Source organism: Actinoplanes sp. CA-252034 (assembly GCF_050956125.1).
Classification (GTDB): Bacteria; Actinomycetota; Actinomycetes; order Mycobacteriales; family Micromonosporaceae; genus Actinoplanes.
Window position 1 is genome coordinate 8,259,317 of record NZ_CP191846.1, and the last position, 18,694, is coordinate 8,278,010.

Annotated in this window: 4 protein-coding genes; all 4 read right to left on the minus strand. The window is 72.9% G+C overall.

The genetic code is table 11. The features are described 5' to 3' along the window. Positions 1 to 3: 3 nt before the first annotated feature. From ACQPZW_RS37465 to ACQPZW_RS37480, 4 genes are read right to left on the minus strand one after another with little or no spacing between them, the layout of a single operon-like run. Entirely contained in the window at positions 4 to 1,749 is a 1,746-nt protein-coding gene (locus ACQPZW_RS37465) for a condensation domain-containing protein (protein ID WP_433790743.1), read from the minus strand. Further along, positions 1,746 to 11,885 (minus strand): amino acid adenylation domain-containing protein, encoded by a 10,140-nt coding sequence (locus tag ACQPZW_RS37470; RefSeq protein WP_433790745.1) that lies wholly within the window; start codon positions 11,883 to 11,885, stop codon positions 1,746 to 1,748. The genes ACQPZW_RS37465 and ACQPZW_RS37470 overlap by 4 nt, the downstream gene beginning before the upstream one ends. Next, positions 11,878 to 15,354 (minus strand): SDR family NAD(P)-dependent oxidoreductase, encoded by a 3,477-nt coding sequence (locus ACQPZW_RS37475; RefSeq protein WP_433790746.1) that lies wholly within the window; start codon positions 15,352 to 15,354, stop codon positions 11,878 to 11,880. Before ACQPZW_RS37475 ends, ACQPZW_RS37470 begins: the two co-directional genes overlap by 8 nt. Beyond that, positions 15,351 to 18,692, minus strand: coding sequence for a non-ribosomal peptide synthetase (locus ACQPZW_RS37480; protein WP_433790747.1), 3,342 nt, complete (start codon positions 18,690 to 18,692; stop codon positions 15,351 to 15,353). Before ACQPZW_RS37480 ends, ACQPZW_RS37475 begins: the two co-directional genes overlap by 4 nt. Positions 18,693 to 18,694 lie beyond the last annotated feature (2 nt).

An 18,694-nucleotide genomic window follows, 5' to 3' on the forward strand; every position in this document is an offset into this window, starting at 1 on the left:
ATGTCATCCGGCACCGGCCCGGACCAGCTCACTCAGGCGGCGCAGCGTGGAGTCGCCGAGGAAGTCGTCGATCGGGATGCGCACGCCCAGTTCCCGGTCGATGCGCACGACCAGTTTCGCGGCGAGCAGGGAGTGGCCGCCGACGGCGAAGAAGTCGTCGTCGAGCTCGGGGGCCGCGATGCCGAGGATCTCCCCCACGATGTCGCGGACCCGCTGTTCCACCCCGGCGGACCGGTCGGTGGCGGGCTCCGGTGCGGCGGGGCCGAGTGGCCGGCCGGGGTCGGCGACGGCCTGCTCGACGATCTGCCGGACCTGCCCGGCCAGCCGGCCGACCGTCGCGGAGTCGAACATCGCGGTCATGCACTGCAGATCCAGCCCGAAGCCGTGCTCGCCGGCCAGCGCGCTCAGCGTCAGATCGAATCGGGCCGCGAGGCAGGGCAGTTCGGGCAGCGCCGCGTGCGGGGCGCGGGGCTGGTCGGACAGGCCGATGCCGGCCAGCGCGCCGGCTGCGCCGCCGTCGACGGCTGCGTAGTTGAAGAACCCGTCGACGAGCGGGTCGGACTTGAGGTTCCGGCGCGCCGACGCGTCGCCGACGATCCGGTCGTACGGGTACTGGCAGTTGTCGAGGGCCTGCACCACCTGGTCCCGCACCGCGCGCAGCAGGTCCCGGAACGACCACTGGGCGGTGGGGAAGACGCGGATCGGCACGGTGTTGATGAAGAGGCCGACGTTACGGGCCAATCCCGCGTCGGCGCGGACGTCGACGGGGAACCCGACCACGACCTCGTCCCGGCCCGCCATACCGCGCAACAGCACGACGTAGGCGGCCAGCAGCGCCATGAACGGGGTCACGCCCTCGGCCCGGCACAGCCTCCGCAGGCCCGCCACCAGCTCCGCGTCGTCCAGGTCGAGGTGCGCCTGGCGGTCGTCGGTACGGGACAGGCCCGGGTGTGCGGTGCGGGCCGGCCCGGGCACCGGCGACGGCGGGTCCATCAGCTGCTGCCAGTAGCGGCGCATCCGGATCAGGTCGGGGGTGTCCTCGGCCCGTTGCCAGACGGCGAAGTCGGGGTAGCCCACCGGCAGCGGTTCCTGCTGCTCGCCCCGGTAGGCGTGGGCCAGGTCGGCGGCGAACGTCGCCCGGGACGCCCCGTCGAAGACCAGGTGGTGCACGTCCAGCAGCAGGTAACGGCGTGACCCGGCACGTACCAGCCCGGCCCGCAGCAGCGGGGGCCGGGTCAGGTCGAACGGCCGGAGGAAAGCGGCCGGATCGGCGGGGTCGAAGCCAGGCTCGTCGGTCGTCTCGAGGACGAGCTCCGCCGTCGAGTCGATGCGCTGCCGGGCCTCGCCGTCGATCAGGTCGAACGCGGTGCGCAGCCCGTCGTGGCGCCGGACGACCGTCCGCAGCGCCCGCTCCAGAGTGGCCGCGTCGACCCGGTCGCCGACTTGGAACACATCGACGATGTGGTAGTCGAGGCTGTCCGGGGTGAGCAGCTGGTTGAAGTAGAGCCGCTCCTGGGCGGCCGACAGCGGGTACCAGTCCCGCGGGGCCGCCGGGGGGACCCGGCCCGCCCCGGTGGCCCGCAGGTGCTCGAGAATCGCCGTTTTGCCCGCCTTGAGCCGGCCGAGCAGGTCGGCGTCGAGCGCACCCCGTGGGCCGTCGAGGCGCAGGTTGTCGCCGTCGGCGCGCAGCCGTATCCCGCGGGCGTCCAGGTCCGCCAACAGCCGTGCGACGGTGGCTTCGCCGGTCAAATCACCGTCTCCTCGAAGTCGTCGAGTGCCGCGCCGGAGCGCAGCTCGTCGATGTGCCGGGCCAGCCCGTGCACGGTCGGCGCCGGGAAGAAGTCGACCAGGCGCACCTCCACACCGAAGACGTCACGCACCTCGGCCATCAACACCACCGCCTTGAGCGAGTGCCCGCCGGACTCGAAGAAGTCGTCGTGCGGCCCGAGATCGTCGGCGTCGAGCACGTCGCGCCACAGGGCCAGCAACTCGGTCTCGGTACGGGTCAGGGCCGTCCGCTCCTCGTCGGCCTCGGTGGCCGGCGACTGGCTGTGCAGGGCACGCAGGTCGACCTTGCCGCTGCTGTTGAGCGGCAGCCGATCGAGGGTCACGAACCGGGCCGGGATCATGTAGGCCGGGATCAGTGCCCGCAACTGTTCGCGCAGCGACCGCGGCTCGGCGGCGCCCGTGGTCACCACGTAGGCGACCAGGGACTTCTCGGTGCCGGGACCGTCCTCGGTGGCCACCACGCGGGCGTCGGTCACCTCGGCGCAGGCCCGCAGCGCCTCTTCGATCTCGGCCGGTTCGACCCGGAACCCGCGCACCTTGACCTGGTGGTCGCGGCGGCCGAGGAACTCGACGTCGCCGCCGGGCAGGATGCGGGCCAGATCGCCGGTGGCGTACATGCGGTCGCCGGGGACGAACGGGTCGGGACGGAACGGGCCGTCCGGGGTGTTCTCGATGTTGAGGTAGCCGCGGGCCACCCCGGTCCCGGCGATGCACAGCTCCCCGACGATGCCCTCGGGAGCGGGCTCGCCGTGCGGCAGCAGCACGTAGACGCGGGTGTCGTCGACGGGTGCGCCGATCGGCACCGAGGTGACGTCCGGCCCGACCTCGTCGACCGGGTGCGCGGTGGCGTACACCGAGGCCTCGGTCGGTCCGTAGGCGTTGATCAGCCGGCCGGGGCCCAGCCGGGTGACCGTGCGGCGGGCGTGGTCGACGGAGAGCCGCTCCCCCGCCGCCAGGATCGTGGTGACCGAGTCCAGGCAGTCGATCGCCATGTCGACGAGCATGTGGAAGAAGGCCGTGCTGAAGAACGCCATGGTGACGTCTTCCTCGACGATCAGCCGGCGCAGCTCCGTGGTGTCCATCAGCGCTGCCCGGGTCGCGCAGACCAGCCGGCCGCCGTTGAGCAGTGCGGTGTACATGGTCAGGGCCGAGACGTCGAAGGCCCAGCTGGTGGCGGCCAGCACGCGGGCGTCGTCGGGCACGTGGACGTACCGGGGCCGGTAGGCGATCCGGCGGACACCCGCGTGTTCGACGAGCACACCCTTGGGCCGGCCGGTGGAGCCGGAGGTGAACATGATGTACGCCAGGTCGCCCGGCTCGTTCACCGGCTCGGGCCGTGTGTCGGGGTGGCCGGCGATCTCCGGGGCGCCGGGCCGCAGCAGCCGTACGCCGTCCGGCAGGTCGTCATCGCCGAGCAGGTCGGTGATCATCACGTCGATGCCGGCGTCCTCGATCATCTGCCGGACGCGTACGGGTGGGGTGGAGCCCTCCACCGGCACGTAGGCACCGCCGGCATTGAGGACGGCCAGCATCGCGGTGACGATGTCGTGTGGCTGCTCCAGCATCAGGGCGACGGGTGTCTCCCGGCTGACGCCGAGATCGGTGCGCAGCAGGTTGGCCAGCCGGTTCGCGCGGCTGTCCAGTTCCGCGTAGGTCAGCCGTACCGTGCCACTGACCAGGGCCGTGCGGTCCGGATGGGCCTGCGCCGCCTGCTCGAACAGCGCGTGCAGGGTGTCGCCGGCGCTGTCGGCCGCCGCATCGGCGGGGCGCCGCACGAGCCGTCCCCGCTCGTCGCCGGTGACAAGGGTGCTGTGCCCGAGGGGCGCGTCCGGCTCGGTCAGCAGTTGCCGCAGCAGGTGCACGTAGTGCCGGCCCATCCGGGCGACGGTGTCGGCGTCGAAGATCTCGGTCGCGTACTCCTGGATCACCTCGATGGTGTCGGCGCGCTCGTAGGCCGACAGCGTCATGTCCATCTTGGCCACGCCGACGCTGATCGGCTCGGGGACACCGGAGGCGCCGTCCATGTCGAAGGTGTAGTGGTCCAGGTCGGTGAACACGAACATGAAGTCGAACAGCGGGTTGCGGGTCGAGTCGCGGATTACGTTCAGCTCGCGGACCAGGTCCTCGAACGGGTAGGCCTGGTGCTCCAGCCCCTCCAGGACGGTGCGGCGCACCTCGCCGACGTAGTCGAGGAAGGAGCGGCCGGCCGTCGGGGCGGTCCGCAGGGCGAGCGAGTTGCCGAACATGCCGACGATCTCGGAGCAGGCCGGGTGGTAGCGGCCGTCGACGGGAGCGCCGACCACCAAGTCCTCCTGGCCGGAGTACTTGGACAGCAGGACCTTGAAGACCGACAGCAGCACCATGTACGGGGTGACCCGCTGCCGCTGGCAGAAGGCCCGCAGGGTTCGGGTCAGCTCCGGCTCGACCCGGAACGAGTTGCGCTGCCCGGTCATGGTCAGCACGGCCGGCCGGGTCCCGCGCGGGAACTCGACGGCGCCCGGCGGGTCGGCGAGCCGGTCCAGCCAGTAGGCCCGATCGCGGGCGAACGCCTCGGACCGCCGGTACACCTGCTCCCACTCGGCGAAGTCCTTGTACGTCAGGTCGGCCCGGTCCAGCGGACGGCCACGGTAGGCGGCGGACAGGTCGCGGAACAGCACGCCCATGGAGCCCTCGTCGAGGACGATGTGCGGGAAGTCCAGCAGCACCATGGTCTGCGCACCGGTGGTCCGGCGGGCCAGCGCGACCCGGATCGGCGGGCCCTGCCGCAGGTCGTGCGGGGTGACCCAGCGGTCGGCGAGTTCCTCGGCGGTCTCGTCGGTCCGGCCCAGATCCTCGATCGGCACCTCCACCCGCGGCAGGACGCTCTGGTACAGCGCGCCGTCACGGATGTCGAAGACCGTACGCAGGATGTCGTGTTTGCCGACCACCGCGGCGACCGCCTGCCGCAGCCGTTCCGGATCGACCGGGCCGTCGACGGCGAATGCCATCGGGATGTTGTAGAGGCGGCTGGCGGGATCCATCGTCCAGAGGAAGTACATGCGTTCCTCGGAAGCGGACGTGCGGTAGTGCTCCTTGGCCCCGGCGACCGGGATCGGCTGGTAGGCGTCGAAGGAGGCGGCCGCGACCGCGTCACTCAGATCGCGCAGCACCGGCCGCTCGAAGATGGTCAGCATCGGCATCTCGATCTTGAAGGTCTCCCGGATGCGCTGCGCCAGTCGCACCGCGGAGATGGAGTTGCCGCCGAGCTCGAACAGGCTGTCGTCGATCCCGGCGTCGTCGACGCCGAGCACGTCGCGGGCGATGCCGAGCACCGCGTCGTCGAAGTAGTGCCGGGCCTGCGCGGTCTGATCGCCGCGCCGGGCGGTGGTCCGGTCCGGTTCCGGCAGAGCCCGCCGGTCGACCTTGCCGGAGCTGGTCATCGGGTACTCGTCGAGCAGGATCACGTACGCCGGGACCATGTAGTCGGGCAGGATCCCGCGCAGCGCGTTGCGGATGCTGTCCGGGTCGGCATCGGCGCCCGCCCGGGGTACGACGTACGCCGCCAGGTAGTTGCCGTCGTGCGGGTCCGGGAAGTTGCGGACCACAGCGTCGCGGACCTGCTCCAGCCGGTGCAGGGTGCGCTCGACGTCGCCGAGCTCGAGTCGCTGTCCGCGCACCTTCACCTGGTGGTCGTTGCGGCCGAGCAGTTCGAGCTGCCCATCGGGGGTCCACCGGGCCAGGTCACCGCTGCGGTAGACACGGGCGGCACCGCCGGGTTCGACCGGGTTGTGCTCCAGGAACGCCTGGTGCACCCGGTCGCCCTCGGGAGCCAGGTATCCGCGGCCGACCGGGAGTCCGGCCACCAGGATCTCGCCCTTGACGCCCACCGGCACGGGCAGGAACTCCTTGTCGACCAGGTAGATCGTGGCGTTGCGGACCGGGTGGCCGGTCGTCACCACGTCGCCGTCCGGCACCGGGGTCACCGGGTGCAGCACGTCGTCGGAGGTCTCGGTGATGCCGTAGGCGTTCGAGACCGGGATGCCCGGGAAGTGCTGGTACCAGCGTTCCAGCAGGGCCTTCTTGAGTGGCTCGGCGCCGAGGACCACGTAGCGCAGGCCGCGCAGCCGGCCACCACCGGGCGCGAGGTCCAACTCGTCGAGCATCAGCGCCAGGTAGGAGGGCACCAGCTGGACCACGGTGACCCCGTCGGCGTCGAGGCCGGCGATGAACCGGGCCGGGTCCTCGACCACCTGGTCGTTGTAGACGATCACCCGGCCACCGGCCAGCAGCGGGGAGAAGAACTGCCAGACGGAGATGTCGAACGAGATGGGTGCGTTCTGGGTGACCACCGCGTCGGCGTCGATCCCGTAGTCCTCGTTCTTCGCGAGGATGTGGTTCAGCATCGGCAGCTGCTCGATCACGATGCCCTTGGGGACACCCGACGAGCCGGAGGAGAACATCACGTACGAGGCGGCTCCCGGCGGGCAGGGCACGCCCGGGTCGCTGTCCTCCTCGCCGGCCGCCTCCGCGCTGACCTCGTCGTAGAGGAGCCACGGCACGGTGGGGTCGCCATCCGGCAGCTCGTCGGTGATCACCCCGGCGGCGGCGCAGGTCTCCAGCACACCGAGCTGGCGCTCCAGCGGGTGGCGGGTCTCCAGCGGCACGTAGGCGGCGCCGCACTTCCACAGCGCCAGGACGGTCACCCAGAACCGGTCGGACCGCGGCAACCGGATGCCGACGATCGTCTCCGGGCCGACCCGCAGCCGCCGGCGCAGCACCCGGGCCAGCCGGTTGGCCTCGGCGTTGAACTGCCCGTAGGTCAGCTCACGGTCCTCGAAGACGACGGCGGGCCGGTCCGGCCACCGGGCCGCATTGTCCTCGATCAACTCGCTGACCATCCGGTCGCCCAGCTCGACGACCGGGCCACGGCCCCATGCCAGCAGCTCGGCCCGTTCGGCGGCCTCCAGGTAGTCGATCTCGCGTAGCGGCCGGCCGGCGTCGGCGACCATGGCGGCCAGCATGTTGCGGTAGTGCAGCGGGAGCCGGTCGACGGTCTCGGCGTCGAAGGCGTCGCTGTTGATGTCGAAGTCACAGCGGAATCCGCCGCCGGTCTCGGTCAGTGTGACGAAGAGCGGCCACGGCGCGTACCCGGAACTGCGCACCTGCGACTCGGTCAGCCGCAGCCCGTCCAGTTCGGGCAGGCGGATCTCCCGGTCGAGCACGATGACGTTGCGGAACAGCCGGCGTGAGGTGCCCGGGGCGGCCGCGTCGAGGTCCGCGACGACCTCGGCGAACGGGTGACTCTGATGGTCCATCGCGTCGAACATCTGGTCCTGTACGGCGCCGACGTAGCCGCCGACGTCGGCGCTCTCCGACAGCCGCAGCCGCAGCGGCAGCAGCGTCGTGCAGTAGCCGACCACGTCGCCGAGGTGCCCGGGGCGGCCGGCGGCGGGGGTGAGCACCACGAGGTCGTCCTGTCCGGTCATCCGGTGCAGCAGCGAGCCCCAGGCGGCGACCAGGTAGGCGAAGACGGTCACCCCGTTGGCCGCGGCCGCCTTGCGCAGGTCGGCGATCAGCCGGTCGTCGAACTCCAGGCTGCGCCGGACGCTGGTGAAGGTCTCGGGCGCGGTACGGCTGCGGGTCGGCAGTTCCAGTTCCGGCGCGCCGGACAGCAGGGTCCGCCAGAAGTCCCGGTGCCCCGCCGAGTCGGGCAGGGCGGCCTGCGACCGCTGCCAGTCCAGGAAGTCGCGGTACTGCGCAACCGGTGGCAGCTGCGGATCGGTCTTCTGAACGGCCGCGTTGTAGAGGGCTGCCAGGTCGCCTAGGACCGGGACCGCCGACCAGCCGTCGCCGGCCAGGTGGTGGGTGGTCAGCTGAATCAGGTGCCGCTGCCCGCCGACCCGGATCAGCAGCACCCGGAACAGGGGGCCCTCGGTCAGGTCGAACGGACGGCCGGCCTCGGCCCGGCAGATCTGCTCCACCTCGGCTTCGGTGCCGGCCCGCCGCTCCAGCAGCAGGGCCTCGCCGGTGTACGTGCCGGCCGGCCGGATCCGCAGGTTCTCCCCGGAGGCCTCGATGGTGGTGCGCAGGGACTCGTGCCGGTCGACCAGGCCGTGGACGGCCTGCCGCAGCGCGGCCGGGTTCAGGGGCCCGTCCACCCAGAACGCGGCGTGCAGGTGATAGGCGAGCGAGCCGGTCTCGTCGATGTTGGCCAGCGCCCACAGCTGCCGCTGGGCCCGGTTGGCCGGGATCGTGGCCGGTGCCGGCGTCAGCGCCGGAGCCGGCGTGGGGCGCGTCGACGGTGCGAGCACCCCGTGCTCGCGCATCTCGGCGATCGCGTCACGGATCGCGGCGCGAACGAAGGCGAGGTCGGCGTCGGTGTGCGCGGTCGACAGGAAGCAGGCCCGCCACTCCCAGATGTACACGCCGCGGCTGAGCAGGTTGTAGAAGAACAGGTCCATGTTCGCCTCGTGCTCGAAGCGGAACAGGGACGCGAACCGGTCGACCCGGATGTCGACGTCCAACTCGGTGAAGTCGGCGTTGAGATCCGCGACGAACCTCTCGGTACGGGAGTTCAGCTCCTCCTGCAGCCGCGGGCCGCGCTCACGCAGCTCGTCCAGGACGGTCCGCGCGGCGATCATCGACAGCGGGTGCTGGCAGAACGTCCCGCCGAAGTAGGTGGACTCCACCATCGGGAACGAGTCGTCGCCGTAGTTCCACACGCCACCGTCGATGGCGTCCATCACCCCGCCACGGCCGGCCACCACACCCAGCGGCAGGCCGCCGCCGATCACCTTGCCGTACGTGGCGAGGTCGGCCTCGATGCCGTAGAGGCCCTGGATGCCGCCGGGGTGCGAGCGGAACCCGGTCACCATCTCGTCGAAGATCAGTTTCGCGCCGTGCCGGGTGGTGAGCTCCCGCAGGCTCCGGAGGAAGTCCGGCCTCTGCTGGCCCGGATGGCGGGTCATCACCGGCTCCACCATCACGGCCGCCAGCTCGGGGCCGTGCCGGTCGATGAAGTCGAGCGCCTCGGTGGTGCCGAACTCCAGCACGTACACGTCGTCGATCGCGCCCTGCGGGACGCCTGTCGCGATCGGTGTGGACCGCAGCTCCCCGTCGACCTGGGCGGCCGATGCCAGGACCCCGTCGGAGTGGCCGTGGTAGCCGGTGGAGAAGATCACCAGCTTCTCGCGCCGGGTCGCCGCCCGGGCCAGCCGGACCGCCGTCATCACCGCCTCGGTACCGGTGTTGACGAACGCGACGCGCTCCATGCCGGTGAGCTCCAGGATGCCGGTGGCGACCGACTCGACGAGCTCGGTGCGCGGGCCCAGCCCGAACCCGACGTCCAGCCGCTCGCGCAGCGCCGCCATGATCGGCTCGTGCTGGTGCCCGAACAGGTGCACACCGAAGCCCATGGTGAGGTCGACGTACTCGTTCCCATCGATGTCCCACAGGCGGGCCCCACGGCCCCGCTCGGCGACGATCGGGTAGAGCATCTCCTTGGTCGAGAGCCGGAAGCCGATGGTGGACCGGCTGTCCGCGATCCGGTGCCGGAACCGTTGGGCGAAGGCCTTGGAGCCGGCCGTCCGCTCGCCGTAGCGGCGGATCAGCAGGTCGAGGTAGCGGGCACGGGCCTCGGTCTCGGTGGGGCCGCTCAGATGCCTGCGCCGGCCGGGCGACAGGGGCACGGCGGGCGCCGGGGTCACCGCGGGCGCGGCGACGAGCGCCGGGGTCACCGCGGGCGCGGCGACGAGCGCCGGGGTCACCGCAGGCGCGGCGGCGGGCGGCAGGGCGAGATCCTGGGGTACGGCCACCGCCGGCGAGCCATTCGACGACGACACCGGGGCGGGAGCCGCCGAGCCGAGCAGCTCCAACTGCCGGCGCATGAGGTCGATCTGTTCCATGGCGAGCCGCTCGAGGGCGCCGCCGTCGGTCTGCCGCACCACGGTCGCCGGGCGGGCCGGCGGCGGCACGGGCTGAACCGCCGCCGGCTGCGGCTCGACCAGGGCCGGGGCCGGGATGGGGGCGACGACCGGGGTGGCGGCGGCGACCGGCTCGGCCCGCGGCAGGCGTTGCGGGTCGGCGTGCTCGCGCAGGTAGCCGGTCAGCTCCGTCAACGTGCGGAACTCGGCGAAGAACTGGCGCATCGACAGCTTGCACCCGTACCGGTCCTGGATCGGTTGCAGCACGCTGAGCAGCAGCAACGAGTCGGCGCCCATCTCCAGGAACGGAACGTCCGGGTCGAGTTCCTCGGGCGGCATCTTGAAGCTGGCGGCAACCAGGCCCAGTAGTTCGTCCAGCAGGCGGTCCATCGGTGGCTCCTCGATCGGCACGGCGGCGGGCGCCGGCTCGGTGGTCGTGGGCTCGGTCAGCGGTGCGGCGGCGGGCTCGGCGGGGACCGCGGGCTCGGCCGGTGGAACGGGTTGCGGCGCCGGCCAGTACCGCCGGCGGTTCATCGGATGGGTGGGCAGTGGCAACCGGCGGCGGCTCTCACCGGCGTACAGCGCCGACCAGTCGACGGTCTCGCCCCGCAGCCAACGCAGGCCCAGCTCGGCTGCCGGGTCGGAGCCGTCGTGCGTACCACCGGGATCGAGGAAGTCACCGGCCCGCAGCGCGCGCACCGCGTCGGCGGTGTCCGCGGCCAGGAAGGCCCGCCGGTGCGCGTACGCGGCACGACCGCGCTGCAGCGTGAACGCCACGTCGGCGGCGGCCACGCCGATGTGGTCCTCCAGATGGCGGCAGAGTCGGCCGGTGGCCTCCTCCAGTGCCTCCGCACTGCGGGCGGACAGCACGAGCAGATGTCGCCCGGCCGCGGTCGGGCCGCTCGTGACCGGTGCCGCCTCCTCCACGATCACGTGCGCGTTCGTGCCGCCGATGCCGAGGGAGTTGACGCCGGCGATGCGCCGCCCGTCGACCGGCTCCCAGTCCTGTGCCTCCGCGGTCACGTAGAACGGGCTGTCGATCAGGTCCAGCTCCGGATGCGGCAGGTCGAAATGCAGGCTGGCCGGGATCCGGGTGTGCCGCAGCGCCAGCACCGTCTTGATCAGCGCGGTGGCTCCCGAGGCGGCGTCCAGATGGCCCAGGTTCGACTTGACCGAGCCGATGCCGCAGTAGCCGCGGTCACCGGCGCCGAAGCCCTGGGTCAGGGCGCGCAGCTCGACACCGTCACCGAGCGGGGTGCCGGCGCCGTGCGTCTCGACGTAGGAGACCTGGCGGGCGTCCACCCCGGCGGCTCGCAGCGCCGCCCGTACGGCCCGGGATTGTCCCCGCACCCCGGGGGCGGTGTAACCGGCACGCATCGCGCCGTCGTTGGTGACCGCCGACCCGCGGATGACGGCCAGGACGTCGTCGCCGTCGGCGAGCGCGTCGGAAAGCCGGCGCAGCACCACCACCGCCGCGCCGTCACCGAAGATCAACCCACCGGCGGCGGCGTCGAACGAACGGCACCGGCCCTCGGGCGAGCGGGTGCCGCCGGGCTCGTACAGGTAGCCGGTGTGCTGCGGCAACCGCAGGGACACGCCGCCGGCCAGGGCCATGTCACATTCGTCGTCGAGTAGTTGCTGTGCCGCCAGGTGCACCGCGACCAACGAGGTGGAGCAGTACGTCTGGACGGTGAACGCCGGCCCGGTGCAGTCCAGCTTGTAGGCGACCTTGGTGGCGAGGGCGTCGGGTTCGTTGCCGGCCATCACGTACCGGTCGGTGACGTTGTCGTACTCCGGGCCGCTCAGCAGCCCGGTGTAGTCGCTGCGGCGCGTCCCGGCATAGACGCCGACCGGGCCGGGGAAGGTGCCCGGCGCGTGCCCGGCCCGTTCCAGCGCCTCGTGGCAGATCTCCAGGAACAGCCGGTGCTGCGGGTCCATGAGCTCGGCCTCGCGGCCGGTGTAGCCGAAGAACGCCGCGTCGAAGTACTCGGCGTCGCGGATGTGGGCTCCGCGGCGCACGTAGTGCGGATCGGCCAGCTGTTGTGGGCTGACCCCGGCGCGCAGCAGCTCCGTCTCGGTGTAGTCGGTGATCGTCTCCCGGCCCTCGTCGAGCACCTGCCACAGTTCGGTCAGGTCGTCGGCGCCGGGGAATCTCCCGGCCATGCCGATGATGGCGATACTGAGGTCGTCATTCATCGTCGGCTCCCGTTCGCCGTGGGCGGCGTGCCCGTACCGGTGCCCCGGCCCGTTCGTCGGACATGGTCTGCTGTGGGTTCCCTTCGAGGTGCCGGGCGAGTTGCTCGACGGTGGGCGCCGCGAGCACGTCGACCGAGCGGACCGGCCGGCCGAGGGCCGCCTCGATCCGGGCGGCGAGCTGCACGATCAGCAGCGAGTCGCCGCCGAGCTCGAAGATCGACCGATGGTGGTCGGTGACCTCGGTGCGCAGCACCTCGCTCCAGATGCCGGCCAGCAGGGTGCGCAGCTCACCGGTGCCGGCCACCGGTGCGGCCGGGGCGGTCGGGGCGGTCGGGGCGGGGTCCGATGCGGCCGCGCGCAGGCGGGGCATCAGGTCGGTCACCGAGACCAGCAGGTGCGGCCGCCGGTGGTCGCGCAGGACCAGGTCCAGCACCCGGGCGCCCTCGGCCGGGGTGATCGCCTGCTCGGCCAGCCGCTGCCACGCCGCGGACCGGGGCCGGGGTCCGCCCGGTACCTTCCAGGCATCCCAGCCGATGCTGAGCCGGCCGGGGCGGGCCTGCGCCAGCGCGTCGAGGTGGGCGTTGGCGGCGGCGTACGCGGCGTAACCGGCCCCACCGGCGACCGCCGCGATCGAGGAGACGAAGCAGCCGAAGTCGACCGGGTCGTCGGCGAGAACCTCCTCCAGCACGGCCGCGCCGGTGACCTTGGGCGCCAGGATCCGCTGCCAGTCCGCAGCCGTGGAGGCACCGATCCACTGCGAGGCCTGCTCCAGGGGCACCCCGGCGGCGTGGAACCAGCCGTCGATACGGCCGAACCGCTGCCGGGCGGCTCGCACCACACCGGCCATCGCCGTCGCGTCGGTGACGTCGGCACTCACCGCGAGCACCTCGGGAAGCCCGCGGACCCGCTCGATGCGCCGGCTGACCGGATCGCCGGAGCCGTGCTGTGCCGTCCAACTGTCGTACTCCGCCGGCGCCGGGAACGGGGAGCGCCCGGTCAGGACGAGTCTCGCCCGCCGGGTCGTGGCCAGGTGCTCGGCCAGGACCAGGCCGATACCCCCGAGGCCGCCGGTGATCAGGTAGACGCCGCCGTCACGGACGATCGGCGCCGCCGCCGTCAGGTCGGCGGTCGGGACCGGGTCGAAGTGGCGGGTCCAGCGGGCCCCGCGGCGCAGCGCGACGGTCTGCTCGACGGCGTCGCCGGTCAGCTCGGCGAGCAGGTCCCGCGGGTCCACCGCGTCGTCACAGTCGACGATCCGGCAGGTCAGGCCCCCGTACTCCTGCGCGATGACGGTCGCGGCGGCGGCGAGGCCGGCCCGCGACGGCACGACCGGTTCCGTGCCGAGCACGTCGAACGCGCCGGAGACGACCACGGTGAGCGTGGCCGGAGACGGGGCGGCCTGCACCAGCTCCAGCAGGGTGCACAGCTCGGCGGCCGGATCACCGGCGGTGGCGTGGCCCGCCGGCCAGGCGTAGACCAGGTGGTGCGGTCCGGGCCGGCCGGCGGTGGCCGCGGCGAGCAGGTCGCCCGGGCGGGTCCCGCCGGTGGGGTGCACGACGGCCGGTGTGGTGCCCCACGCGCGCAGGGCGTTGACGAGTCCGGAACTCACCGGGTCGTCGCCGGCGAACACCAGCCAGCTTCCGTCGGGGCGGTTCGCGGGACGGGGCCGTCCGATGGCGCGGCGCCAGGTCTCCCCGTACACCCAGTCGCTCGTCTCGGTGATCCGCCGGAGACCGGCAGCCGCCTCGCCGGCCGGGGTGAGACGCAGCTCGCGGCGGTCGAGAGGGTGTCCGGGCAGTGCGACGCGCCGGCGCCGGCGGCCCTTGTGCAGCACCGCGGCGTCGAGCGATCCACCGGAGATCCAGCGGCGGGCGATGTCGTGTTCCTCGCCGGTGCCGGCCGGTGACGCCCCGGCGTTCGCCGCCGCCGCCCGCAGCAGCCGCACGGCCGTGGTGTGATCGGCGGCCACCTCGGCGTGCCGGTGCGCGAAGTGACGCCGCCCGGCCTGCAGCGTGTAGGCCACGTCGGCGAGCGGGATCTCCGGATGCGTCTCCAGATGGTCCGCGAGCCGCTGGACGGCGGCCCACAGTGCCGCCTCGGTCTTCGCGCTGACCGGCAGGATCTGCGGCGCGTGGTCCGGGTCGGACGGCGGCAACGGCGGCGCCTGCTGCAGCACGACGTGCGCGTTGGTGCCGCCGATGCCGAACGAGCTGACCCCGGCACGTCGTGGTGCGCCGGTCACCGGCCACGGGATCAGCCGGTCGTTGACGTGGAAGGAGCTGTCGGCCAGCCCGAGAGCCGGATGCGGGCCGCCGAACCGGGGATGCGGCGGGATCTGGGCGTGCTGCACGGCCAGCACCGCCTTGATCAGCCCGGTGATGCCGGCGGCCGCCGCCAGGTGCCCGACGTTGGCCTTCACCGTGCCGAGCGCGACGGCGCCGGTGGCCGGTGGCGTGCCGTGCGCCGCGAACGCCTCCCGCAGCGCGGTGAACTCGACCGGGTCACCCAGCGCCGTTCCGGTGCCGTGCGCCTCGACGTATCCGATGGTGTCCGGGTCGGCGTCGGCGACGGCCATCGCCTCGACGATCGCGGCCCGCTGGCCGGCGATGCCGGGCGCGGTGTAGCCGACCTTGTCGGCGCCGTCGTTGTTGACAGCCGATCCGCGGATGACCGCGAGCACGTCGTCGCCGTCGTCGAGTGCGTCCGACAGCCGCCGCAGGGCGACCAGCCCCACACCGTCACCGAACGAGGTGCCCGCGGCGTCGGCGGCGAAGGCCCGGCACTGACCGTCCGGGGAGAACATCAGCCCGTCCTGGAACAGGTAGCCGTGCTGGTCGGTGACGTGCACCGACGCCCCGCCGGCCAGGGCTATGTCGCATTCGCCGGCGAGCAGGCTCTGCACCGCCAGGTGCACGGCCACCAGCGAGGTGGAGCAACCGGTCTGCACGGTGATGCTGGGCCCGGTCAGGTCGAGCTTGTACGACACCCGGCTGGTCAGGAAGTCCTTGTCGTTGGTGACCATCACCTCGGTCCCGTCGGCGCTGAGCAGGTCGACGGCACGAGCCACCACGTTGGTGAGGTAGGTGTTCATCGACGCGCCGCCGAACACGCCGATCGCGGTGTCCCGCTCCTGCCCGGCGTGACCGGCGGTCTCCAGCAGCTCCCACGCGGTCTCCAGGAACAGCCGGTGCTGCGGATCCATGAGCTCGCCCTCGCGGACGCTGTAGCCGAAGAACTCGTGCGCGAACCGGAACCGGCCCGCCACCGACCGGTCCACCGCGACGAAACGCGGGTCGTCGCGGCGGGCGGCGGGGACCTCGGCCAGCTCCTGCGGGGTCAGCGGGCGCAGGGCCACGTCACCGTCGCACAGCCGCCGCCAGAGCTCGTCGACGCCGTCCGCGCCGGGGAATCGGCCGTGCACGCCGATGACGGCGATGTCACTCGGCCGGATGTCGGGCTGGTCGCTCATGCCGTACCTCCGGATCGGTCGCGGCGGCCCGGTCGGGCCGTGTCCAGCGCGCGGCGCCGGGCGGCCCGCAGCAGACCGGCTTCGGCGCCGGTTCCGGCTCCGGCTCCGGCTTCGGTAGTGGTGCCGAACCGGCGGGCCAGGCCGGCCACGGTGGGATGGCGGAACAGGTCGGCGACGGCCAGGTCCGGCGCGCCCGGTACGTCGCGCAGCCGGCGGTGCACCTGCAGCAGCAGCATCGAGTTGCCGCCCAGGTCGAAGAAGTTGTCGTCGGGGCCCACGTCGGTGCGGTGCAGCACCTGCTCCCAGATGGCGGCGACGGCGCGTTGTGCTCCCACCGCGATCGCCGGCCGGGCCGTCGCGGGGACCGGCGCCGAGCGGATCTGTTCGGCCAGCCGGCCCCGGTCGACCTTCTGGTTGCCGTTGAGCGGCAGCCGGTCGACCGTCACGAACGACACCGGCACCATGTAGGCGGGCAGCCGTTCCTGCAGGGCGGCGCGCAGCTTCTGCGGGTCGGGCGGGTTCTGCGGCTCCGGGACGACACAGGCGACCAGGCGGCGGTCGTCGGCAGCCTGTCCCCCGACCAGCACGACGGCCCGGTCCACGCCCGGTTCCTGGGCGAGGGCGGCCTCGATCTCCTCCAGTTCCACCCGGAATCCGCTGATCTTGACCTGGTTGTCGGCGCGGCCGAGGATGTCGATGCGGCCGGCGCCGTCGGTTCGGGCCAGGTCGCCGGTGCGGTACATCCGGTCGCCGGGCTCGCCGAACGGATCGGGCAGGTACCGGTCCGCGGTCAGCTCCGGCCGGTTGACGTAACCGCGGGCCACGGCGCGGCCACCGACGTACAGCTCGCCGGTCACCCCGGGCGGCAGCGGCCGGCGGTCGGCGTCCAGCACGTACGCGGTCGCGTTCGACAGCGGCAGCCCGACCGTGGTGCCGCGCTCACCGGTGCAGTCCTCGGGGCGTACCCGGTGGGCGGTGACGCACACCGTCGTCTCGGCCGGGCCGTACAGGTTCCACAGGTCACCGCACCAGCCCAGCGACGCCCGGGACAGCTCCGACGGCAGCACCTCCCCGCAGGAGAAGGTATGGCGCAGCACCAGTTCGCCGGCGCCGTCGCGGGCCACCTCACCGGCCAGACCGTGCAGGGCCGACGGTGTCTGGTTGAGGTGGGTGACGCGTTCGTCGGCGAGCATCCGGCGGAACAGGTCGGGTGAGCGGGCCACGTCACCGGGCACCACCACCAGGCAGGCCCCGGTCAGCAGCGAGCCCCACAACTCCCAGACGGAGACGTCGAAGGAGGTGGAGTGGAACAGCGTCCACACCGCGTCCGGGTCGGCGTCGACGTGCTCGGCCATGGCGTCGACGAGGCTGACCACGTTGCCGTGCTCGACGTCGATGCCCTTGGGCTCCCCCGTCGAACCCGAGGTGTAGACGGTGTAGAGCAGGTCACCGGAGTCCAGCGTGGAACAGTCGGCGGCCGGGCCGTCGGGGATGTCGTCACCGTCCATGATCAGGGCGTCGACCGTGGTCCCGGCCAGCGCTGACTGCGTGGCCCGCTGGGTCAGCAGCACCCGGGCCCCGCAGTCGCCGATCTGGGCCAGCAACCGGGCCCGGGGCTGGCGGGCGTCCAGCGGCACGTAGGCCGCGTGTGCCTTGAGGACGGCGAGCACGCCGATCACCGTCTCCAGTGACGGCTCCAGCAGCAGGCCCACCCGGTCGCCGTGCGTCGCGCCGGCGCCGCGCAGTGCGGCGGCCCACCGCTCGGCGACGGCGTCCAGCTCGCCGTAGGTCAGCTCGGCTCCCCGGAAGCGGGCGGCCGGGCGGTCCCGGTGTGCCGCCACCGACGCCGCGAACCGGCGCAGGATGTTGTCGGACCTGTCCTCGGCGGGCCGCCGCGCCGCCGCCGCGCGGGCCAGCTCCGCCGGGGTGGGCGGGGCGGTGACCGGGAGCGTGGCGACGCTGCGGCCCGGGTCGGCGAGGGCCGCGTCCAGCAGGATCCGGTAGTGCCCGGCGAACCGTGCGGCCGCCTCGGCGGAGACGACGGCGCGGCGGTACTTGATCATGCCGAGCAGCCGCGGCCCGTCGGCGACCAGTTCCAGTTGCAGGTCCAGCTGCCCCTCCTGCTGGGCGAGGCGGTACGGCCGGACCGTCAGTGCACCCCAGGAGAACTGCCGGCCGCCGGTCTCGTCACCCCAGTACAGGGCGGCGAACCCCTCGGGACCGGTGGGCTGCTGAAGCGAGAACATGCTCCGGAACAGCGGGTTGACACCGGCCGTCCGCTTCGGGGCCACCTCACGGACCAGCAGCTCGAACGGGTAGTCCTGGTGCTCCAGGGCCCCCGCGACGGCACCGCGGGTGCGAGCGAGCAGGTCCCGGAAGGTCAACGGCCCGCGCAGGTCGGCGCGCAGCACCACCGGATCGGTGAAGTAGCCGACGCAGCCGTCGAACGCCGGATCGGTGCGCCCGGAGACCGGCGTGCCGACCAGCAGTTCCCTCGCGGCGGTGAACCGGCCGACGAGCACCTGGAAGGCCGAGAGCAGCACGGTGTACGGGGTGACCCGTTCCCGGCGGGCGACCGCCGTGACCCGTGCCGCGAGTTCCTCGTCGACCACGAAGTGGTGGGTGCCCGCACCGGCCTCGCCGGTCTCGGGCCACGGCCACTCGGTGACCGGCGGTTCCGCGCCCAGGGAGCCGCGCCAGTACTCTGCGGCCGCCGCGCCCTGCTCACTGGCCAGGTAGTCACGCTGGGCGGCGACGAACCGGGAGTACGGCGCCGCCGCCTCAGCCGTCGTGGCGGCAACCCCGGTGGTCTCCGCGGTGTACGCGTCCGCCATCTCACCGAGCACCAGCTCCAGCGACCGGAAGTCGACGGCCAGGTGGTGGGCGACGAGCAGCAGCACCGCGCCGTCACCGGTGCGGAACACGTGCGTGCGCAGCAGTGGGCCGGCCGCGACGTCGAACGGGGTGACGTACGCCGCCGTGACGGCCCGCCGCAGTCCGTCGTCGTCGAGTCCGGTGGCGTCGGCCTCGGTGAAACCCGGTTCGAGCCATCCGTGCACGGTCTGACGGCTGCGGCCCGCCTCGTCCTCGCCGACCGTCGTGCGCAGCGCCGCGTGCCGGCCGGTGACGTGCCGTACCGCGTGGTGCAGAGCGTCGAGATCGAGGTCGCCGACGATCCGGGCGCAGAAGGCGACGTGGTACGCCGGCGACTGCGGATCCATCCGGTGCAGCAGCCACATCGCGTGCTGGCCGTACGAGAGGGGGTGCTCGGTGCGTGCCGCCGCGGCGCGTGACCGCAGGGCGGCCAGCACCCGTTGCAGGCGTGCTCGATCGGTCATGG

What these genes read in the sequence shown, in the direction of transcription:
- ACQPZW_RS37470 (WP_433790745.1), bottom strand. Translation starts at nt 11,885, where the DNA reads ATGAATGACGACCTCAGTATCGCCATCATCGGCATGGCCGGGAGATTC.
- ACQPZW_RS37475 (WP_433790746.1), bottom strand. Translation starts at nt 15,354, where the DNA reads ATGAGCGACCAGCCCGACATCCGGCCGAGTGACATCGCCGTCATCGGC.
- ACQPZW_RS37480 (WP_433790747.1), bottom strand. Translation starts at nt 18,692, where the DNA reads ATGACCGATCGAGCACGCCTGCAACGGGTGCTGGCCGCCCTGCGGTCA.